The sequence below is a fragment of the Dolichospermum sp. DET69 genome, assembly GCA_017355425.1.
Lineage (GTDB): Bacteria > Cyanobacteriota > Cyanobacteriia > Cyanobacteriales > Nostocaceae > Dolichospermum.
The window spans coordinates 1,905,332-1,928,206 of the sequence record CP070233.1; the positions used below are offsets into that span (position 1 = coordinate 1,905,332).

The following is a 22,875-nucleotide window of genomic DNA, read 5'->3' on the forward strand; positions in this document are numbered from 1 at the left end:
CATTACTTCAGGTTTCAAAATGGATGAGGTTTAGCTAATAACTTAGCGTTGCGGCAAAATTTCCCATTGCTAGAATGGCAATCTTGCTAAACAGAATACAGAAGTTAGGAGATTAGAATCAATTAAGTACATTTTTATACAATAAATGATTAAATCTATCTCTATTCCTATACCAGTCATACAAAAAGTTGATTCTGATAGCGTAGCGTAGTGTGGCGTAAACCATACTCCTGCAACTTTTAACTACTGAATTCTTTTTTGATAGCCCAGGCATATCATCCAGAAGCTAAAAGCAGGATTGTAGCAATTATTTTCCAAATAATTACTTTTATTTTGTCGAATTTTATGGTGATAATTTACCATAATCAATTTTCAATACTTAATTAAAGTTATGAAATTCTTATTTTCTGTGTTGCTGACACCTGTGGTAATTTTGTTGAGTTCTACTCATGTATTAGCAGAAATTAGAACTAAAACGATTGAGTACAAGCAAGGAAATACCATATTAGAAGGATACCTTGCTTATGATGATGCTATTAAGGTCAAGCGTCCTGGTGTATTAGTAGTTCATGAATGGAATGGTTTACAATCCTATGCTAAAAAACGGACCGAACAGTTAGCCAAATTGGGATATGTGGCTTTTGCAGCGGATATTTATGGTCAAGGAATTAGACCAAAAAACATCGAAGAAGCAGGCACACAAGCAACTATTTATCGTCAAGATCGAAAATTACTCCGTGAGCGAGCAAAAGCTGGGTTACAAGTTTTACAAAATTATCCTTTGACTGACTCTAAACGCATTGCTGCTATTGGTTACTGCTTCGGCGGTGGTACAGTCTTAGAATTAGCTCGTAGTGGTGTCAACCTTGCGGGTGTAGTCAGTTTTCATGGCAATCTTGACACACCAGATTCTAACGATGCTAAAAATATTAAAGCTAAAGTATTAGTATTGCATGGCGCAGATGATCCCTTTGTCCCAGAAGGGCAAGTACAAGCTTTTGAAAGAGAAATGCGTCTAGGTAATGTCAACTGGCAATTAATATCTTACGGTGGTGCGCTTCATGCTTTCACTAACCCAGAAGCCAAAAATAACCCCAAAGGAGCATTATATAACGCTAGTGCTGATCAACGTTCTTGGCAAGCTATGCGACAGTTTTTTGGAGAAATATTTGGTAAATAGTCATTAGTCATTGGTCATTGGTCATTAGTCATTGGTAACAATTCTTGCCTATTCTCTTTTATCCTTTGCCTGTTCCCTATTCTCTCAAAATTATGTCCAATCTTCCACCACTGAATACAGAAACAATTTGGGCAATCATTAACGATACAATTGATGATACTACTGTCAAGAAATTATTATGGTATCACTTAGGTTATCGTTATGATCCTATTACAGACACATGGACTAATAGTGAAGTAGCACCGACATGGAGAGATGAATATCCCCAACCACCGGATTTTATTGATTCTCGTCCAGCAATTATGAAATTAACTCGTTCTATTCCCCAAGAAAATAAACAACTACTCAAACAAAAGCTCGGTTTTAAAGGTTATAAAATTGGTGAATTTGGTCCTCGACAAACTCGCAGAGCCACATCAGCAAATTGGTTATTAAGTTATATGTTAATAACCACTGGCAAAATTGAGTAAAGTTGCTAAATATAGCAATTATCCACAAATATCCCTGACTTCTCTAAGAGGATGTTTTAAAAGTTTTCAAGGTATAAATTAACCCCTCTTGTAAACCTCTCCCCCAAGCAGGGAGAGGCTTTGAAACCCCCCTTCCCTAGGAGGGCTACGGTGTACACACATCTCTAGACAGGATGCTAAACGTGATCCGATCCCCCTAAATCCCCCTTAAAAAGGGGGACTTTGAAGAATTTAGCCCCCCTTTTTAAGGGGGGTTGGGGGGATCTAAACGTTGTGGGGCAACTCTAGAAGACTTGTGTGTACACCGTAGAATACATCGGGGGGATTAAGGGGGGTAATTTAACTTGTGTGTACACCGTAGGATGTGTTGGGGAGGGTTAGGGTGGAGTATAACTGTGATAAAAATTACAGAATAATCCTTTATGGCTAACGCCACGCTATGCCTGATGCCTCCGGCTCCCGCAGGGATACGGCACACTTCGTGAACGCTATCAAACACCCTCTAAGTAGTTAGGAATATGAGCTTTTTATCTAAATTTCAGGATTAAATTCTGGTTTTATGTCTAAATGTTATGGAAATAGCCCGGACTTACCTTGTGTTTTTCGGCAAAACTGTGTATATTAATATATTCCACCCTTGCATATAGTAATCTGATCTAATTTGTGCAACTTGTTTTTCAACTAAATACTTTAGGCTTAAAGAGAATAATAAACGTTGTCACAAATATTTTAGGATTACTACCGGATAACACAAGTCAAGAGATTTCTGCTATGATCAACAAATTAATTAATACTAACATTAAGAGTTCCCACGTTTTGCTAACTCCTAATGAGGTAAAGGAAAAATTACCTTTAAATAAAACTGCTGAACATACAATTTTAAAATTCAGACAAGAAATAGAACATATTCTCGATTTTCAAGATCGGCGTAAATTCATTGTAGTTGGACCCTGTTCAATTCATGATCCTCAAGCAGCTATAGAATATGGACAAAAATTGCACGCTTTGGCAGAAAAAGTTCAGGATAAACTGCTGTTAATTATGCGGGTTTATTTTGAGAAACCGAGAACTACTGTTGGCTGGAAAGGATTAATTAATGATCCGGAAATGGATGATTCTTTTAACGTGGAAAAAGGAATATTAATTGCCAGAAACTTATTATTAAAGTTGACGGAATTAGGATTACCAACTGCTACAGAAGCACTTGATCCCATCATCCCTCAATATATCAGCGAATTGATATCTTGGTCAGCAATTGGCGCAAGAACAACTGAATCGCAAACACACCGAGAAATGGCTAGTGGCTTATCTATGCCGGTGGGATTTAAAAATGGCACTGACGGTAATATTCAAGTTGCTGTCAATGCCCTCAAATCAGCAAAAACACCTCATAATTTTCTAGGGATTAATCAGAAGGGACAAGTGAGCGTATTTCAAACTAGGGGAAATGCTCATGGCCATGTAATTTTGCGTGGTGGAAATCAGCCTAATTTTGAGGCAGAGAACATTAAATTAGTGGAAGAACAATTAAAAACGGCTAACTTATCACCGAGAATAGTTGTTGATTGTAGTCATGGGAATACTAATAAAGATTACAGATTACAATCTATGGTGTTTGAAAATATTATTCAGCAAATAGTAGATGGTAATAGTTCCATTGTGGGAATGATGCTAGAATCCAATTTGTATGCAGGTAGTCAAGCGATTACAGGAAATCGTGAAGATTTAAAATATGGTGTTTCTGTAACTGATAAATGTATCAATTGGGAAGAAACAGAAAGAATTATTTTGGCTGCTCACGCTAAATTACAGTAAATTTAATTTTACAGTAACCAAGATTTATACCCTGTTTCTGTCCAGTAGTTGTACTTCACATCAAAGCGCAACTACACATATATAACTAATATCTGATTTTTGAAATATTACGTAGGGTGGGCATTGCCCACCATAATCATGATATTGTAGGAAATGCCTTAATATTTTTCAAATATCATTTCGTATTCTCTAAATATAAATGGGATTGGTGCGGATCGAACGCACGGCCTAGCGCTTAGGAGGCGCTCGCTCTATCCAACTGAGCTACAACCCCAAAGATGACACAAATATCATAATAGCAGTATTTCTAGTGAGATTGCCAGTAATTATCCCAATCGTCACCACCAATTTCTAAACCGCAAAGATTACTACTTGCATTCAGGATAACTTGAGATTTTCCGCCATTAAGTTCTCGCAATTCTAAATTCAGTTCTCCTTGCATGGTATCTCGACAACAAAATGCTAATCCATTGGTTGTCGGTGCGCGGAGGGCTGTACCTGGGAGGTGGGTAGTTCCTGTCAGTTCAATTTCATAATTTAGGTTTTTAGCTTGCATTTGCCATCTACCCCAAGGTTGAATTTGCCATTTTACTTCTGAGTTCCAGGGAACGAATTCATAAAATTTACCTTGGTAGTGGATACCAATCATGGCGACTGATTCCATCCACCATAATACACCACGTCTGCCGCCACCAGCTGTTAAAGCTAAGTCAGGTTGATTGATAAAAGAATTACAATTTAGCCAAAACCATTTTTGGGGAAAAGCGCCACCCCAATTTTTTTCTGAGTATGCGGGGGCGTTGGTGAATTCATAAATTTTACCATGCCAATCTATCCAACCGCTGGCTAAACCATGAGCCATTAAAATTTGCCATCCTGGTTCAAATATCTGCGAAAATGAGAGCCAACCGGCTGTTGATTGCTGAAGACTATTTTGATTTCCCCATGCGTATATGGGTTGAATTGTATACTCCCATCGGCAATAATTACCAGTAGCAGGATCAGTAATTATGCCTTGGTTTAAGGTGGCTGTAGCTTGATAGCCTTCTTGGATATGGTGAGTAAATTCACTGGGGATGAGATACAAGGGAGAAACTTGGAAGTTAGTTTTGCCCCAATGTCCTAATCCTAAAACATCTCGACTCGCCCAAAATTTATTGACATCAGGAAAAGTGCGACAGAGGTATTCATCATTTATGCCCAGAATTTGGGCTGCACCACCGCTGTAGGGCTGATTTCCGCTGGGATCTTCGATGGAGTACATGAAAGCGATAGTTTGCCGAATTTCGGGCAGTGTAACCCGGTAATACCAGCCTTCAAAAAAGCGGCGGTTGCTACCATCCCAATGGTAGCCGCTGTGGGGGGTTTGCATGAAATCAAGGAGATTTTTAGGCATAATCAACAGTTGAACTCTCGTAATTTGACTACAGTATACCCTCCTTAATCCCCCCGATGTCTTGGCTACGGTGTACACACAAGTCCTATTTAAGATTAAATCGGCGGTTAGAAACCGCAACTACACAGGCAAAACCCACCTCCGTGGGTTGAAAATAAGTATTTTTTCTTAGTCCACGGAGGTGGACTTTGTTTGTGTGGTTCCGTGATTTATAATCGCCAGGGCTTGTCTTGGGTAATCAGATCACTATTTAAGATTAAATCGGTGGTTAAAAACTACACAGGCAAAACCCACCTCCGTGGGTTGAAAATAAGAATTTTCATAATTAATAGTTCTTATGTACTAAATAAATACATTAGTTTTCTTGAGGTGTGACACTTGGGGGTGCGGAATATACGGTATTGATATTTCAATACTTATATGTTAGATGTTTAATATACGAGTAAGTAAATATGTTGAAAACTTACGGAGAAGCTATGAAAAAAAAACGTATTGTAGTAAAGTAGAGTCATTCAATAATATTTGTGAAAGACACGGCTTGCTGTTTTGTAGTCGGATCTTAGATTGGTCAAATATTCTTCTCTGTTGTTCGGAGCTTACCCTAAGTACACAGTAAAGATGTCACTGACTCAACCCTAAAGGGATTGAGCTTGTAAAGAACAAACTTTACAACACAAGCAGCGACTAGCCCATTGAGACTAATCCTGATACGCACTTCCGAATACTTCCCCAGTATGGCTTACGCCACGCTACGCTATCGGATTATCTGCAAGACTGTTTGTTAAGTCGTTGGTTAAAGACAAGACATTTTGGATTAGTTGGGCGAGGGGACTTGAACGGGTTTGCTGGTTCCCGGGATTATATCCATTCAAAAATCAGCATTTAAATACCACAGTGAATAAATTCACTCGTGTCGCTTCCCTCTCACCGGCTAAAGCCACTGAGTTTCCCGCATACCGCGAGGTTTTATGAATTTATAAATTCGTGTTTTTACAACCAACCCTACTAAAAAATATTTATGCTAGAGATAGGATTTGAGACTAACAGGGGTAGTATTCGGTTAGTAAAGCTCCCACGCTTCATCTCTCTATTTTTGATGATGGGAGATGTTTTTGGTCTGTTTGTTTGCTTGGGAATTAGTTCTTATTGGACTTTCACTGATCCATTTACGGGATTTGATCTATTTGTATATGGATTTATACTACTGGTTCTAGTGGGAATGTATTTGTTAGATACATACCATCCAGAGAAAGAAATTGCAAGTATACAAGCTCCGACTCGCATTCTGATCAGCAGTTTAGTAGTTGCTATCATCACTTATGTGCTAATTTATCTATTGGGTAATTGGCAAGATGACTCAGTAAGAATGCGGAGTATACTGCTACCTAACTTAGGAATATTTACAATTTGGGCAATTATATTAAGAATTTTGGCATTTAACTGGTGGCGATCGCAGTGCCAGCAGAGTCGTTGGTTAATGTTAGGTGCCAGCAATCATGCCATAAAATTTGCCCAAATGTTCTTAGGACACAACCCATTGGGGCGATTGATTATCCTGACTGAAACTGGTAACCATATCCCCGAATTGGCAGAAATCGAAGACCAAATAAGTCATGAAGGATCCCTCAGTGACTTATCGTATTGGAGTAATCAACCTTTTTCGGGAGTGGTAGTAGGGACTCAAATAAGTCTCTCTGATAAACAAGTGCAGAGTCTAATGCAACTAAGACTAAAAGGGATTCCCGTTTACCGTCTACCCGATATTTGGGAAACCTTGTGCTATAAAGTTCCCTCCTCTCTACTTGAGGATGAGTGGTTTGCTTTTAGTAGTGGCTTTAACTTGGTATTTTGTGGTAATAGTCTCAAAATAAAACGGGTTACAGATATAATCATCACTAGTTTATTGTTTGCGGTGGCATTGCCAATTATGATCCTTGTAGGATTGGTCATCAAGTTGGATAGTCCAGGACCAATTTTCTATAGTCAATTACGAACAGGATTGTATGGTAAACCATTTCGAGTTTACAAGTTTCGTTCCATGTATCAGGACGCTGAGAAGAGAGGCGCACAATGGGCAAGTCAACGTGATCCACGCATTACCAGGGTAGGATACTGGTTACGAGTTCTGCGAATTGATGAACTCCCCCAGATTTGGAATGTGCTATGTGGAGAAATGAGTCTGATTGGTCCTCGTCCAGAGAGGCCAGAGTTTGATATTAAGCTCAAAGAAGCAATTGCCTATTACGAAATGCGTTATTTAGTCAAACCAGGAATTACTGGTTGGGCGCAGGTGCTTTATGCCTATGGTGCTTCCGTTGAAGATGCCTACGAAAAGCTGGCTTACGACCTTTACTATATAAAGAACTATTCTTTATGGTTGGACATAGTGATAGTATTGAAAACCATCAGAGTTGTTTTATTAGGTAAAGGCAGATGAATCAAAAAGTCTTGGTAACCGGAGGTGCAGGCTATATTGGTTCCCACGTCGTCCGTCAATTAGGAGAGGCTGGTTATGATGTGGTTGTATATGACAATTGTTCTACAGGTGTAGCTCAATCTGTACTGTATGGTGAGCTAATAATTGGCGATTTGGGAGATATAGACCGCCTTTACCAAGTCTTTGGTAAACATCAATTTAGTGCAGTTCTGCACTTTGCAGCCAGCCTAGTTGTACCAGAATCCGTTGCCTATCCCCTCGATTACTACGCCAATAACACCCGCAATACCCTGAATTTACTTAGGTGCTGTAGTGTTATGGGCGTTAACCAATTAATATTTTCTAGTACAGCCGCGGTTTACGGCGAACCTCAAGAAAATCCCGTCACAGAGTTGACTCCCACTCTACCCATTAACCCCTACGGACGCTCCAAACTGATGAGCGAATGGATGATCCAAGACTATGGACTAGCATCTAGTTTCCGGTATGTAATTCTCCGCTATTTCAATGTAGCGGGAGCAGACCCCGGTGGTAGAATCGGACAAAACTCCAAGAATGCAACTCATTTAATTGCCAATGCTTGTAATGCCGCACTGAAACGCCAATCAGAATTCAAGATTTTTGGCACTGATTTTGCCACTTCAGATGGTACAGGCATTCGAGACTATATTCATGTGGAAGACTTAGCCGCAGCCCATGTTGATGCGTTACGCTATCTGGAACTAGATGGAGACAGTCAAATTCTTAACTGTGGTTATGGAAAAGGTTATAGTGTTAGGCAAGTTGTGGAACGAGTCAAAGCAATTTCTGGGGTCAATTTTCCCGTAATAGAAGTAGAGCGTCGTCCTGGAGATCCAGCCTGTGTGACAGCTTATGCAGAAAAAATTAAACAGGTATTGAATTGGCAACCCAAGTATAATAACCTGGATAATATTATCTCCAGTTTTCTAGATTGGGAGAAAGGTAAGTTGTTAAAAAACTAAGAGGATGTTTTAAAAGTTTTCAAGGTATAAATTAACCCCTCTTGTAAACCTCTCTCCGCTTCGGGGAGAGGCTTTGAAACCCCCATTCCCTCGTAGGGAAGGGGGGCAGGGGGGTTAGGTTTTTGGAGATTATTGGTTTTATTTAATACTTTTCAAACACCCTCTAAGGATTTGTGAAAATTTTTAGTCATCAAAAGACAACTTTTGCTATGATGGTGGAAATTTATTCCCGTACGGGTTATGGATTTTACGTTACAGCGGTTTCCGTTTTTATGATGTACATCTTAGCCCCCTCATCGCTTGCGGGGAGGGGGTTGGGGGTGGGGTTCTTGTACCTCATAACACAAAGGAAGTGCTGTAAGTTGAAACTTAAGTTAAAAATACCTTATCTGTTGGCTTCTACACCCGCCCAGAAATGAATTTCCGGGCTAATAGCCAAAGTTTACTAAAGTAAACTAAGGATTTGTGAGAATTTTTAGTAATCAAAAGACAACTTTTGCTATGAAACTGGGAATTCATTCCCGGACGGGCTATGGATTTGACGTTAGGGACTTCCAATTAAAAAAATACCCAAAAAGTTCTTGTAGTGCGGGCATCTTGCCCGCTAATCATCAAGGACGGGCATCTGCTCCCCTAATCATCAAGGACGGGCAGGATGCCCGCTAATCATCAAGGACGGGCAGGATGCCCATCCCACAAAATTGGGTAATTTATTTTTTGGTGTTCCATTAAGTTGAAACTAATGAATAAATCCGTATTTCTACGCTCTTCGCATTCAAGGAATAGAGATAAAATTAACCCCAAAACTTTCTTAGGTCAACTGATTTTTCGCTTAATTAATGTCTGATTTTACACTGCGAAGAGAATAACAGCTTATCGCTATTTAAGAAAAGTTAATTGCTAACAGCGTGAAATGATTGATTTTTGTTCAAACACCTGATCTACAATTTGTATAGCGCGTCAGTTCTATACTTAGGATATTTTATTAAATTAATTTATGTCTATTAACCAAGAAGACCAAGATTCCTCTATTGATATCCAACAATACTGGCTGATATTCAAAAGACGTTGGCTGGTGTCATCAATTGTCTTTGCCTCCGTGTTCGGAATCACAGTCTTTGTTACTTATACAACAAAACCAGTCTACGAATCCGAAGGTAAGCTGGTTTTTACCAAAAAAGGTGTAGCTTCATCACTGACAACAAATATCTCCCAACAGATAGGATCACTAGGTGGACTGACAAACCTCAGCAACCCAGTAGATACCGAATCTGAGATCATCCGCTCCTACCCGATTATTATAAAAACTATTACCGCACTGAAGTTGACCAATGATGAAGGCGTACAGCTTCCCCCGGAGAATTTTCTTAAGAAACTGAAGCTAAAAAGCATCCGAGGAACAGATGTGTTACAGGTTAGTTACAGCAGTATCAATCCCCAGGAAGCAGCAAATGTGGTAAATTCTCTCATGAAATATTACCTGGAGAGTAATATTCTCAATAATCGCACCGAGGCTAGATCAGCGCGAGAATTTTTAGCCAAGCAATTGCCAGAGGTTGAGAGACAAGTTACGAAAGCAGAAATGAGCCTGCGGCGATTTAAAGAAAACAATCGGGTGGCAGTTTTGGATGTAGAAGCTACAACTGGTTTAGAATCTCTAGCAAAATTAGATCAAGCAATTATCGAGAGCCAAGGGGAATTAGCGGCGGCTTCTACTCGATCTGTAGCTTTGCAGTATGAAATGAAACTGGGTACGCAACAGGCAGTGGATCTCAGTACATTAAGTCAATCCCCTGGTGTACAGCAGGTACTCACAGAATACCAAAAAACACAATACGATCTAGCTATAGCGCGAACACTTTATACAAATGATAATCCAAAAGTCGTTGATTTAATCATGAAAGAGGCATCTCTGAAAACCGTACTAAAAGAGCGAGTTGCCCAGACCGTTGGTAGTTCCGATGCCCTGTCTAAACAGAATTTGCAGATAGGAGAACTCAAACAGTCGTTAACTGAAGCACTAGTTAAGTCAGAGGTAGAAAGGTTAGCACTAACAAATAAAATAGGGGAATTGCAGCGGGTATTTATAGTTAATAGGAGACGTTTAGATAGCTTACCTCGACTGGAACAACAACAGCTACAGCTACAGCGACAGTTATCTGTAGCACAACTTACCTATCAAGAATTCTTGAAGCAATTCCAGTTAGTTGCCGTATTGGAGAATCAGAATGTTGGTAATGCGCGGATTATCTCCCAGGCTTTAGTTCCTGAGCGTCCCGTTTCTCCCAAAAAACCCCTCAACTTAGCACTAGGCGGATTTTTAGGCATCCTTTTGGGTGCAGGAACGGCGTTGCTGTTGGAATCCATGAATCAGGCTCTCAAAAATGTTGAAGAAGCCAATCGGCTGTTGGGCTTTCCTTTGCTGGGGATGATTCCCCTATATGGTGGGAAAAATCCGAAAAATCAGGAGGAAAGTCGGCGAGAGTTGCCCTTACTTGATAACATCTATTCACCAGTCAGTACATCCTTTGAAATGCTCCAGACTAACCTGGGATTCACCCTCTCTGACAAGGAATTGCGAGTAATTTTGGTAACTAGTTCAACAGCTGGAGAGGGTAAATCTTTTGTGGCAGCAAATTTGTCTCTAGCAGCGGCTCATGTAGGACGACGCGTGTTGTTAGTAGATGCTGATATGCGTCGTCCCCGTCAGCACCGCATTTGGGAAACACCCAATTTGTTGGGATTGAGCAATATTTTAGCTGGTCAGGCGCAGTTAAAAAATACTGTCCAGGAAGTATCCCCCCTGGTAGATCTGTTACCAGTCGGAAAAATTCCGCCTAACCCGGTGACACTTTTAGATTCCCAGCGCATGGCTGATTTGGTTGAAGAGGCAAGCAATAATTATGATTTTGTAATAATTGACACGCCCCCCTTGACTGCTGTTACTGACCCTCTAATTGTTGCCAAGTATGTGGATGGGTTATTGCTGGTTGTCCGTCCTGGCAAGGTGGAGTATTCAGCGATGAGGTCGGCTAAATCATTACTCAATCAGGCGAAAGTGCCTATTTTGGGAATGGCAGTAAATGGTATTAGCGAGGAAAGTGGTTATGGTGGGTATTATTATTACAAAGGTTATTATGGAGACCAAGTAGAGAGTAAGGATCATCCTTCTGAAACTAATGTGCGTTGACACTCTCAGGGCTAAAGCCGCTGAGATTCTTTGATCAAAGACATGACTTGCTCGTCCAGGATTTCTCCAGCACAAGTAGAGGTCTTATCTCCCAAAGCATTGCTCATGTCTAGCATGAAAGTGACCGTATCCCTACCGTACTCAATCCTCGACTTGTGGATATTTCTAGCTGCATTTTCATCTCTATCCATCACACAACCGCATTTACAAATATGCGTTCTGGTGGATAGAGATTTTTTGACAATTTCACCACAGCCAGAGCATTCTTGGCTTGTATATTGCGGATTGACCGCTACTGTGACTCTCTTGAATACTTTCCCGAAATATTCAAGCCAGACACGAAACTGATACCAAGATGCGTCGTTGATAGACTTGGCTAGACAATGATTTTTCACCATATTTTTAATTCTCAAATCTTCGTAGGATATCAAGTCGTTTGACTGAACTACGCACCGTGCTAATTTCACAGCATGGTCTTTACGTTTCCTACTTATTTTGAGGTGGCGTTTACCTAAAATCTGTCTAGCTTTGCCTCTATTTTTTGAACCTTTGACTTTTCTGGAAACACGACGTTGTGAACGTTTAAGAATCCTTTCTCCAATACGCAGAAATTTAGGATTCTCAATCATCACACCATTGGAGTCAGTGTAGTATTCTTTCAAGCCTACATCTAATCCAACTGTATTTCCTGATGGAGTTATATCTTCTTGGCGATTAACATCAATGCAAAACTGACAATAATAGCCATCAGCCCGTTTAACTAGCCTAACTCGTTTAATTTGATTTATTTGATAAAAATGCAAATCACGAGTCCCTTTGATCTTTAATCTACCAATACCTTTTTTATCAGTGAATGTGATAGATTTACGATCTTCTGAAAGCTTCCATCCTGATGTTTTGTATTCGACAGAACGGCAGTCTTTTTGAAACTGAGGATATCCCTTTAATCCAGGAATATTCTTTTTACAGTTATCGTAAAACCGAGAAATAGAAGACCATGCTCGTTCGGCGCTGGCTTGTCGTGCCATTGAGTTAAGTTCATTAGCGAATGGAAAATTAGCCGCCAAAACAGCGCAATATTTCTGCAAGTCGTTTTTGCCCGTATCTTTTACGTCCATCCATAGCCGAATACAGCTATTCCGAACGAATTGAGCGGTGCGAATTGCATCATCTACTGCGCTAAATTGAACTGATTTCCCGTAAGTTTTGAACTCAAAAACTAGCATCGCTTTTACCTCCAACCTTATACTACTCTTCATGGTGTAAGATTGTCAAGATATTTAGCGGTACAAGATTTAAATAGGTTAAAACCTATCGTGTCGCTTATATCTCAGGGCTGAAGCCACTGAGCTTTACGCTTACCGGATACTTCTGTAAGAGTTGACTTTGTTCCCTGCTCATGCAACACTTAGTTAGATGAAAAGAAAGTTTGCACCATGCAACATTAATAAAATTAGCTGTGTTTTAGAAGTTGAGCTTTGATGGTCTTTTGATCTCAGTTCCTTCCTCGCAACCTGCTCGTAACTGGGAAGGCCAAAGTACGGGAAAGCTGTGTCTAATTATGGTGTAATCTTCGAAACAATCTCTGCGATCGCCAACCAATAAGTACCTGGACAAATCATAAAGATATGACCATCAGTGCCGTAAAAGATATTACATTGGAAAAGTTCTTAATGATGCCGGAGACTAAGCCTGCGTCAGAGTTCTTGAATGGGGATATTATTCAAAAACCTATGCCGAAAGGAAGACACAGCCGACTGCAAGGGAAACTTAGCAGCGAAATTAATTTGGTGAGTGAATCTGAAAAAATTGCCTATGCTTTTCCTGAACTCAGGTGTAGCTTTGGTAATCGCTCAATTGTTCCTGATATAGCAGTTTTCACATGGGAACATATTCCCTTCCTGGCAAATGGAGAAGTTCCAGACCGATTTGAACAGTCTCCAGATTGGGTAATTGAGATTCTTTCTCCTGAACAGAAATCAAATAAAGTGATTGGCAATATCTTGCATTGTATGGAGCATGGGTGTAAATTAGGATGGTTTCTTGATCCTGATGATTTAAGTATTCTGGTATTTTTATGCGATCGCCAACCAATGCTGATGGAAAAAACTGATATTCTGCCTGTATTGGTAGGAGTAGATTTAAAATTAACTGTTGATGATGTATTTGGCTGGTTGAAAATGGCTTAACTAAGCAATACCTTGGACAAAATAAGAGTCTTACTAAACTGGTGACAGTTTTCAGATATGCCAGGAAATATGCCCAAAATGAAAATTGGCTCATGCTAGATAAATTCAATCTTAATAAGAGGTTATCACTGCTCAAATCAAGTGATAAACTGAGGGGGATTATTGCGAATACAGGTTGGTTATTTGCTGACCGCATCCTTCGCATGGGTGTGGGGTTATTTGTGGGGGTTTGGGTCGCTCGCTACTTAGGAGTACAACAGTTTGGGGTTTTTAACTATGCTACTGCTTTTGTTGCCCTATTTAGTACCCTTTCTACCCTTGGTTTAAATGCCATAGTAGTCCGCTCTATTGTCCGTGAACCTGAAAAGAGATCCCAAATTTTAGGAACAGCTTTCTGGCTAAAATTGTTTGGTGGTATTGCTGCTTTAGTATTAGCTGTTAGCTCTATTATTGTGTTGCGTCATGATGACCAATTGACTATTTCCCTAGTAGCTATATTGTCATCTGTAGGGATTTTTCAGGCTTTTGACACTATTGACCTTTGGTTTCAGTCTCAGCTACAGTCAAAGTATACTGTCATTGCTAAAAATACCGCTTTTGTCATTACTGCTTTAGTTAAAGTAGCCTTGATCAGTTTTCATGCTCCATTAGTTGCTTTTGCTTGGTCGGGCTTAGGAGAGGTAATTTTAGGGGCGATCGGTTTGATCATATCCTACAGAGTTAGGGGTTATTCACCTTGGTTGTGGACTTGGAGTTCACCACTTGCTAAGACACTCCTAAAAGAAGGTTGGCCTTTGATTTTGTCTGGTTTAGCTATTATGGTTTATGTGAAAATTGACCAGATTATGCTTGGGCAGATGCTTGGAGATAAAGCAGTTGGTCTTTATTCAGCAGCCACTCGGATTTCTGAGGTTTGGTATTTTATCCCTACAACTATAGTTTCTTCAGTTGCGCCCGCGATTTATGCAGCAAAAAAAGAAGCAAGTGAAGCTATATACTATCGGCAGATAAAACAATTGTTGCGGATATTGTCTCTACTTTCTGTGACTATTGCTGTACCCATGTCCTTTTTGTCTACTCCAATAATTACGATGCTATTTGGTAGCAGCTATGCCCTGGCAGGTACAATATTGGCTATTCATATTTGGGCTGCTTTGTTTGTATTCATGGGGGTTGGAGCATCCCCTTGGTTTATTGCTGAGGGGTTGACTAAACTTCCTTTCCAAAGAACTTTACTGGGTGCAATTGCTAATGTTTTATTAAACCTGATTCTTATACCAATGTATGCTGGAGTTGGGGCTTCTATAGCTACTGTTATATCTTATGGAATTGGTTCAGTATTTGCTAATGCTATAGATTCAAGAACTAGGATAATATTTAATTTACAGATGAAATCACTTGTATTTTTTTGGCAAAAATAGGTTATAAATTTACTAGCAGATAGTAATTTTATATTGGTAATACATTTAATACGGATAAACACAGTATGTACAACTATCAAGTAAGTTTAAAAGGCCTTTTCAGATTTGAATTGATAAGCTTATATGGAAGATTGTTTTTGAACTCAAAACCAAAATTGAACCTTTATGACAAAAATTTACTCAATTTGGGATCTGGAGGCAGCAAATTTGAGAGTTGGATAAACGCTGATTTTTTTTCTCTTGGGGTTAGAAATTTTTTCAAAAAAAATACTAGTAAACCTGATTGGATGATGGATTTAAGATTTCCTCTTAATTGTGATGATGATGTCTGGGATGGAGTTTTTACAGAACATACTCTTGAGCATCTATATCCAGATCAGGCAATTATCTTACTACAAGAATTATATAGGACAATGAAGCCTGGTGCTTGGCTCCGAGTAACAGTTCCTGATTTAAAAAAATATGTAGCTTATTATTCTGGTCAAAAAATACACGAAAAATTTGATCGTTGGGAGACAGGATGTGATGCCATTAGAAGTTTAACTCAAGACTATTTTCATGTATCTCTTTGGGATAGTGAATTTCTAGGAAAATGTTTAAATGACTTGGGGTTTATCAATGTTAAACAAGTTTCTTTTAGGCAAGGAACTGATTTATCATTGTTGAATGATAAAGAGGAGAGAGCCTGGGAAACTTTGTATATGGAGGCTCAAAAGCCTATTGAATCTTGAATGAACTAGTGTAAGAAATAATTATGAAAACTCCAGTTGCATTTATCATATTTAACCGTCCAGATACAACCAAAAGAGTATTTGAAGCCATTCGTGAGGCTAAACCTCCCAAACTTTTAGTTATTGCCGATGGACCGCGTGTAGACCGTCCAGGAGAAGCAGAAAATTGTGCTGCGGCTAGGGCGATTATTGAAGGCGTTGATTGGGAATGTGAGGTATTGACTAACTATTCAGACGTTAATTTAGGATGTGGTAAGCGCGTATCCACAGGTATAGACTGGGTGTTTGATCAGGTAGAAGAGGCTATTATTTTAGAGGATGATTGTCTACCAGATCCCAGTTTTTTTAAGTTTTGCGAATTAATGTTGGAGGAATATCGTCATGATCAAAGGATAATGAGCATTAGTGGAACTAATTTTTTAGGAACATGGAAATCCTCCATTCAAAGTTATTATTTTTCTTACTACGGTGGTATCTGGGGTTGGGCATCTTGGGCAAGAGCATGGCAATATTTTGACTATGAAATGAAATTATGGGAAGAAAGTGAAGTACACTGTCTTATGCGTGATATTTTGGGTAGTGAAAAAGAATATAAAAATAGAGAAAAAGTATTTTCGGAAACTTTTGAAGGTAAGAAAAATATTTGGGGTTATCAATGGCATTTTGCTCGCTTGGTGCAGTCTGGTCTATCTATTGTTCCTACAGTAAATTTAATATCCAATCTAGGTTTTGGTGAAGATTCTACTAATACGAGAAACAAAGACAGTGAAGTTTCTAATCTGAAAACACAGAATATGAAATTTCCACTAATTCATCCACAATATATGATGAGAGATGTTGCAGCAGACAAGCTTTATTTTGAAAAAATGTATAATCCTAAAATACTCAAAAGAATTTTTAACAAAATCAGACAATTAATTGAAATTTAGGCATTAAATAATTGAAGTAGGCATTCACTAGAGATATAATGAAATTAATTGATTCTATTTACAGCTTTTATCTGACAACAAGACCCAAACCGTGGAAATTACAAAAACCTGTAGTTATCCAATTTCCAGTTAATGATATTTGTAATTGTAGATGTCAAATGTGTAATATTTGGCAGCAAAAATTTGATTACCAAATTACTCCATCTGAACTAGAAAAAGCTTTATCGAATCCGCTTTTTTCTGAAGTCAAAACCATAGGAGTTAATGGTGGAGAACCTACCCTCCGTAAGGATCTTGCCGAACTTGTAGATATCCTATTCCGAAAGCTGCCAAAATTATCAAATATTAGTTTAATTACGAACTCACTTAACAGCAGCCAAGTAATAGAACGTATTACTGAAATTGGTCAAGTCATCAAATCTCATAACGGATTTCTAGATGTTATGGTATCTTTAGATGGAGTTGGTGAAGTACACGATAGAGTAAGAGGTCGCAAAGGTAATTTTGAAAATGCGGTCAAAGTAATTGACTTTATTCAACATAATGAATTAGTTTCCAGTTGCAGGTTAGGTTGTACTGTAATTAAAGAAAATATTTATGGTGTTGATGACTTGTTAGAATTTGCACTCAGCAAAGATATATATATAAAATATAGGCTAGGTATACCACATCAGCGCCTTTATTCAAAAAATGTTGTTGAGCCTTTTGATCTGACTTTTGAGGAAAAGTACCATTTCGCTATTTTTCTGGAGAATTTGATTAGGTTTTATGAAAAGTCTGAGAGTCAGGTCTTTTTCTACCAATCTTTAATCGGCCAACTGATATATCAAAAAGCTCGTTCTGCTGGATGTACTTGGCAGCATAAAGGTGCTACTCTCTCTGCGAGAGGTGAACTGTTGTACTGTGCCGTTGAAAGTAAAACATTAGGATCAGCTGTTTCTGAAGATGCGGAAAGACTCTATTTTGATAATAGTCAACATTTAGCAGAGATAGTAAAAACTAAATGTGATACTTGCGCTCATGATTATGTTGGCTTGCCTCCTACCAAAGTTTTACTGAAAAAGTATTCAAAAAAGATTTTAAAAAAGGTCGGTATTTCCAACCAAAAAATTAAGCTTATAAAGGTTTTAAAACCATTACTTTCATTAATACAGAAATCAAGATTTTCTAAAAGAATGGTTACGTTTGGAATAAATCCATCGAACCTTCGTCAACCTATACCTGCACTTCAATTTCCAGCTAATTCTAATAAGAAGCGTAAAGTCTTAATTTGTGGTTGGTATGGGACCGAAACCTTAGGTGATAAGGCAATTCTTGGAGGTGTTATCAACGCTTTATATGTTTCTTTGGAAACAATGGAACTGCATTTAGCGTCATTAGAGCCTTATATTTGCCAGATGACAATCCAGCAAATGCCTGAACTGGAAGGATGTGGATTGCACTCTATCCCAGAAGCCATACAAATTGCCAGTTCAATGGATTTAGTGGTGTTTGGTGGTGGTCCTTTAATGGCTCTACAACAACTTGCTGATATGCTTGCAATCTTTCAGCAAGCAGTAGAAGCAAAAGTTCCTACATTGATTGCAGGATGTGGTGTGGGTCCTTTGGGCGATTCCTATTACAATGACGCGATAAAGTATCTGCTTTTACAAGCTTCTCACCGAATTTATCGTGATCAGAAGTCTAAAGAGATTGCTCAGACGTTAGGTGTGGATACAACTTCAGACCAGGTTGCAGAAGATCCTGCGTTTACATGGCTACGAAGTTGTATATCTGATGAAGATAGATATCACACAGATGTTTTAAAACATAAAACCTTATTATTGGGTTTGAGAGATTGGCCATACAGTGAATACGCTCATAATTTAAGTCAATCTGAATCTGAACTTTTAAAGAGCAGGTTTGAAGGAGAGGTAATCAAAGCATTAGAGCAATTAGTTGAGAAGTATCCCAACCTAAAGATAATTCCCTTTCCAATGTGTACCAATCATATCGGTAATGATGATAGATGGTTCTACCGTAGGTTGTTTAGAAATGCAAATAAAATACATGATTCTTTAGATCTAACTTATTTAGGAGCAGAAATAAGTCCTGTAGAAGCAGTAAATGTCTTTAAGTCGGCTTCTATTGCTCTGACGATGAGATTTCACTCCCTTGTTTTCGCCTTATCCTCCTCTATACCTACAGTAGCAATAGACTATACTCTAGGACGGGGGAAAGTTAAATCTCTGGCAGAAAAATATCAAATTCCATATATGAGCTTAGACTCAATAAATGCTGAATTTATAATTGACTCCCTTTCTGATCTTTTAGATAAAGAACCTTGTCAACCTCACAATTCGCGGACAACCCAACCTCTTAAATTTACAAATGCAGTTACTAAATTTATCAAATCTTTAGAGCCATGATTAAACCCCTGCTAATTAGCACTAGTGACATTAATGGAGGTGCTGCTCGTGCCACTTATCGTTTACATCGAGGCTTACAAGATATTGGTATATCCTCTCAAATGCTTGTACAAAACAAGCAAAGTGATGATTATACAGTAATTAGCTCAGAAGGAAAACTAGGTAAAGGTATTAGCAAATTAAAACCTACTCTCGATAGTCTACCACTACAACTGTATACCCAGCGCGATAATAAATCAGTATTTTCACTTCAATGGCTACCTGATGAATTAGCCACAAAAGTGGCTCAAATCAATCCTGACATCATTAATTTACATTGGATTAATCGTGGATATCTAAATATAGAGACTATCACTAGTTTCAAAAAAACCATTGTCTTGACTCTACATGATATGTGGGTATTTACTGGAGGGTGTCACTACAGTGGAGATTGCATAAATTATATAAACTCCTGTGGTACTTGTCCTCAACTGCACAGCAATAGGGAAAAAGACTTATCACGCTGGGTATGGCAACGTAAAGCAAAGGCATGGAAAAACTTAAATTTAACTATAGTTACTCCAAGCCATTGGCTGGCTAAATGTGCCGCCTCTAGCTCTCTACTAAAAGATGTAAAAATTGAAGTTATTCCTAATGGAATTAATCCAGAACAGTATAAACCCATTAAAAAATCTGTAGCACGCTCCATTTTAGGTTTACCTGAAGATAAGCAACTGATTCTATTTGGAGCTATGAGTGCAACAAGTGATCCCAGAAAAGGTTTTAATTTACTACAATCAACTTTACAAAAGCTTAGTCAATCTGGGTGGGGAGAGCAAGTAGAATTGGTTGTATTTGGATCTTCTCAACCTAAAAACCCTACTGAACTTGGCTTCAAATCACATTATTTAGGTAGATTAAATGATGATATTTCCCTCTCCTTAGTTTATGCAGCAGCGGATGTATTTATTGCTCCTTCTTTGCAAGATAATTTACCAAACACAGTTATGGAGTCTTTAGCTTGTGGTACTCCTTGCGTAGCTTTTGATATTGGCGGTATGTCTGATATGATAGAACATCAACAAAATGGCTATTTGGCTAGACCTTTTGATATAGATGACTTAGCTAAAGGAATTGCTTGGGTATTGGACGATGAGGAAAGATTAAGGAAGTTAGGCGTTAATAGTCGTGAAAAAGTTGAGAATAACTTTACTTTAGAAATACAAGCTAAGAATTATTTATCAATATATAAAGACGTTTATAAAACATAACAGTATCATGGCAATTGCAATGCGCGATCTAAAGTTATGTTTTCCCAATATTTTGCTAAGATACTTCTTTAAGTGTTCATCAACGGACTATAGTTATTTGAACAGAAAATTTAATTTACTCAGAGAAAGAAAAAATGCAAATCACGAGTATAAAAGCCAAAGATAAATTAAAGTTTGTGGTTTTATGCCTTAATTTATTTATCATCGGTTTAGCGATACCTACAATATCTACTTTATTCTTCCTGCTTCTTCCTCTAATTCTGAAGTTTTTTGGCTATTTAAGAATTCCGAAATATCTACTTAAATCCACAAGTATTTCAATATCAATAGTATCATTGATCCTATTTGTTGTAGTCAACTATTATCAAGTTTACTCTTATGGACTCGACTCTGAAAAAGGTGCTGGGAGGTTTATTATAGAAATAGTTACAATTATTTTACTTTTTTTGATGGGTGTTTGTTTAGACTTCAAAAAAATGCCGTTTTTTCCCTCTAATATTGTTTCATTAAACTTATCCTTATTTAGTGGCGGCATTATTTGGGTTTTCTTAAGCGTAGCTCAATACAATAGATGGAATTTTTCACTTATAGGCATTGAGATCGCAAATAGGTCAGTAGCAACTTTTTGGAAAGGTGACGATTTAGTCAACGGACCATCTTTAGATATTTTCTCTTATTTGGGTTTATCATTAGCAGGATTACTTATTTCTAGAGCATCATTTAGTCCTTTTATTGGAAAATTTAGAAAATCAATCTTTTTTATTGTTATATTGATACTGGTATTGATGAGTGGTTACTCATCTATTTCCTTAGGAGCAAGGACACCGATTGTAGTTTTCTTAATTTCGGTTTTTGCTACTTTCATATTTACCATTTCTTTAAAAAAGGGTTTTCAAATATCAAGGTGGATAATGATATTTTTTCTCTCCTCTATAGGTGTTATATTGTTCTTACTACGTGATGTATTAATTGAAACTATATTGCCATTAATCAACAGTTTATTGGAATTAGGTATCGGTAGTAGATTAGCATCTGAAGGACTAGAAACATCTAGATATGAAACTTGGCTACTAGTTATAAATCAAATGTTTGATTTTCCTTGGGGAGGTAGGGCTATGATTATAAGGTCAAGTTATGCTCACAATATATGGTTAGATCAGATGTATGATGCAGGTATATTAGCTATGCTTTTGCTCTTGACATTTCATCTTGTTCAGATTCCAATTCTTCTCCGATTCTTTCGATTAAAGCTGCCGAAAATAATCCATGTATTTGTTTTATGCACTTTGATTGCATTTTTGGCTGCATTTTTACAGGCTCCAGTTATACAGGCTAATAGTGTTTATTTTGCTATGTCTTGTTTTTTCTTTGGCTCAGTGGCAAGATTTACAGATGAATATAAATTTAATTACAACCATATAAAATAAAGGTAAGTATTCGGGTCTAAAATAGAGACTTGAAACGTGATACCATCAGGTATGATGAATATTTTTGTTATTATTAGCTGCCATTCGTTAAATAATAAAGGAATTTAAATAAGATGATAAAATCACACTCAGAACCTTCTTTTTCTGTCATAATAGCAGTCTATAATAATGTACAATACTTACAACGTTGTATTGATAGTTTTATAGCTCAAAGTTATGGAAACAAAGAATTAATAATTATTGACGGTCAATCTACAGATGGAACAGTTGATATTATACGTAACAACTCCACTAAGATTGCATATTGGGAATCTGAACCAGATAGGGGAATCTATCACGCTTTTAATAAAGGAGTATCTCATGCTACTGCTGAATGGATTATTTTTTTGGGAGCGGATGATTATTTTTATAATTCTGATGTTCTAAATAACGTTGCTAAAAAATTAGTTTTAAATAGTTCTAGCGTGCGCTTAGTATATGGTAGAGTAGCTATGGTTTCTGATAAAAATGAAGTTTTACAAATCATGAATAAATCATGGGAAAAGTCAAAGCATAATTTTCTTCAGGTTTTCAATATAAATCATCAAGGTGTATTCCATCACCATTGTCTGTTTAAGGACAAAGGATTGTTTGATGAATCATTTAGATTGGCTGGTGATTACGAATTGTTACTACGAGAGCTAAAAGATAACGATGCCTATTTTTTAGATGGCGATATTATCGCATATGTCCAGATTGGAGGAGTCAGCACTTCACCAGAAAATTACCTGAAAGTATACAAGGAGTTTTACAGAGCAAGGAGTAAAAATGCCGTCAAGGGTATTCCATATAGACTGATGTTTTCGTTTTTAACTGCCTACATAAGGCTGATGATGATCAAAATTCTTGGTAACAATATTACTAATAATATAACCGATTTCTATCGTAAACTAGGTGGTCAACTCCCGCTATGGACTAAGCTCTAAAAATTATATATTTACACATTTCAGTAAGTTATTTAAAATCATTGAAGATTTAAACATAAAACATGAATATTTAAGCCAAAAATG

At 37.9% G+C, this 22,875-nt stretch carries 16 protein-coding genes and 1 tRNA gene; 14 read left to right on the top strand and 3 right to left on the bottom strand.

Annotated elements, in window-relative coordinates; all coding sequences use genetic code 11:
- Positions 1-391: 391 nt before the first annotated feature.
- The 3 genes from EZY12_08945 (at position 392) to EZY12_08955 (ending at position 3,465) form a co-directional block, all read left to right on the top strand.
- Positions 392-1,180: a dienelactone hydrolase family protein gene (locus EZY12_08945; GenBank protein ID QSX69699.1), complete on the top strand. Its 789-nt coding sequence runs from the start codon at positions 392-394 to the stop codon at positions 1,178-1,180.
- A gap of 92 nt (positions 1,181-1,272) precedes the next feature.
- Complete coding sequence (locus EZY12_08950) at positions 1,273-1,650, top strand: DUF1823 family protein (protein QSX69700.1); 378 nt, start codon at positions 1,273-1,275, stop codon at positions 1,648-1,650.
- Between the two features lie 771 nt (positions 1,651-2,421).
- Positions 2,422-3,465 (top strand): 3-deoxy-7-phosphoheptulonate synthase, encoded by a 1,044-nt coding sequence (locus tag EZY12_08955; GenBank protein ID QSX70590.1) that lies wholly within the window; start codon positions 2,422-2,424, stop codon positions 3,463-3,465.
- Between the two features lie 200 nt (positions 3,466-3,665).
- Here the strand turns inward: EZY12_08955 and EZY12_08960 are convergent.
- Both EZY12_08960 and EZY12_08965 read right to left on the bottom strand, forming a co-directional pair.
- Positions 3,666-3,739, bottom strand: a tRNA-Arg gene (locus EZY12_08960).
- Positions 3,740-3,772: 33 nt separating this feature from the next.
- Positions 3,773-4,870, bottom strand: a complete 1,098-nt coding sequence (locus tag EZY12_08965) for a tocopherol cyclase family protein (protein QSX70591.1) — start codon at positions 4,868-4,870, stop codon at positions 3,773-3,775.
- 1,009 nt (positions 4,871-5,879) lie between these two features.
- On the opposite strand from EZY12_08965, the gene EZY12_08970 reads away from it, so the two are divergent.
- The 3 genes from EZY12_08970 to EZY12_08980 all read left to right on the top strand — a co-directional run bounded on the left by EZY12_08970 (position 5,880) and on the right by EZY12_08980 (position 11,471).
- Entirely contained in the window at positions 5,880-7,298 is a 1,419-nt protein-coding gene (locus EZY12_08970; GenBank protein QSX69701.1) for a sugar transferase, read from the top strand.
- Positions 7,295-8,281, top strand: a complete 987-nt coding sequence (gene galE / locus EZY12_08975) for a UDP-glucose 4-epimerase GalE (protein ID QSX69702.1) — start codon at positions 7,295-7,297, stop codon at positions 8,279-8,281. Before EZY12_08970 ends, galE begins: the two co-directional genes overlap by 4 nt.
- A 997-nt stretch (positions 8,282-9,278) precedes the next feature.
- A complete protein-coding gene (locus tag EZY12_08980; protein QSX69703.1) occupies positions 9,279-11,471 on the top strand; it encodes a polysaccharide biosynthesis tyrosine autokinase in 2,193 nt (730 codons plus the stop codon).
- Between the two features lie 11 nt (positions 11,472-11,482).
- On the opposite strand, the gene EZY12_08985 is transcribed toward EZY12_08980, so the two are convergent.
- Entirely contained in the window at positions 11,483-12,697 is a 1,215-nt protein-coding gene (locus tag EZY12_08985; GenBank protein QSX69704.1) for a transposase, read from the bottom strand.
- A gap of 402 nt (positions 12,698-13,099) precedes the next feature.
- Between EZY12_08985 and EZY12_08990 the strand changes: the two genes are divergently transcribed.
- The 8 genes from EZY12_08990 to EZY12_09025 all read left to right on the top strand — a co-directional run bounded on the left by EZY12_08990 (position 13,100) and on the right by EZY12_09025 (position 22,791).
- Positions 13,100-13,660 carry a Uma2 family endonuclease gene (locus tag EZY12_08990; protein ID QSX69705.1) on the top strand — a complete coding sequence of 187 codons (561 nt, stop codon included), beginning with the start codon at positions 13,100-13,102 and terminating at the stop codon, positions 13,658-13,660.
- A 92-nt stretch (positions 13,661-13,752) separates the two neighbouring features.
- A complete protein-coding gene (locus EZY12_08995) occupies positions 13,753-15,081 on the top strand; it encodes a flippase (protein QSX70592.1) in 1,329 nt (442 codons plus the stop codon).
- Between the two features lie 65 nt (positions 15,082-15,146).
- Positions 15,147-15,812 carry a hypothetical protein gene (locus tag EZY12_09000; protein QSX69706.1) on the top strand — a complete coding sequence of 222 codons (666 nt, stop codon included), beginning with the start codon at positions 15,147-15,149 and terminating at the stop codon, positions 15,810-15,812.
- Between the two features lie 23 nt (positions 15,813-15,835).
- Complete coding sequence (locus EZY12_09005) at positions 15,836-16,741, top strand: glycosyltransferase family 2 protein (GenBank protein QSX69707.1); 906 nt, start codon at positions 15,836-15,838, stop codon at positions 16,739-16,741.
- A gap of 38 nt (positions 16,742-16,779) precedes the next feature.
- Positions 16,780-19,149 carry a polysaccharide pyruvyl transferase family protein gene (locus tag EZY12_09010; protein ID QSX69708.1) on the top strand — a complete coding sequence of 790 codons (2,370 nt, stop codon included), beginning with the start codon at positions 16,780-16,782 and terminating at the stop codon, positions 19,147-19,149.
- Positions 19,149-20,399 carry a glycosyltransferase family 4 protein gene (locus EZY12_09015; GenBank protein ID QSX70593.1) on the top strand — a complete coding sequence of 417 codons (1,251 nt, stop codon included), beginning with the start codon at positions 19,149-19,151 and terminating at the stop codon, positions 20,397-20,399. The genes EZY12_09010 and EZY12_09015 overlap by 1 nt, the downstream gene beginning before the upstream one ends.
- A 134-nt stretch (positions 20,400-20,533) precedes the next feature.
- On the top strand, positions 20,534-21,826 hold the full coding sequence (locus EZY12_09020; protein ID QSX69709.1) for a hypothetical protein: 1,293 nt from the start codon (positions 20,534-20,536) through the stop codon (positions 21,824-21,826).
- A 113-nt stretch (positions 21,827-21,939) separates the two neighbouring features.
- Positions 21,940-22,791: a glycosyltransferase gene (locus tag EZY12_09025; protein ID QSX69710.1), complete on the top strand. Its 852-nt coding sequence runs from the start codon at positions 21,940-21,942 to the stop codon at positions 22,789-22,791.
- The last annotated feature ends 84 nt before the right edge of the window (positions 22,792-22,875 follow it).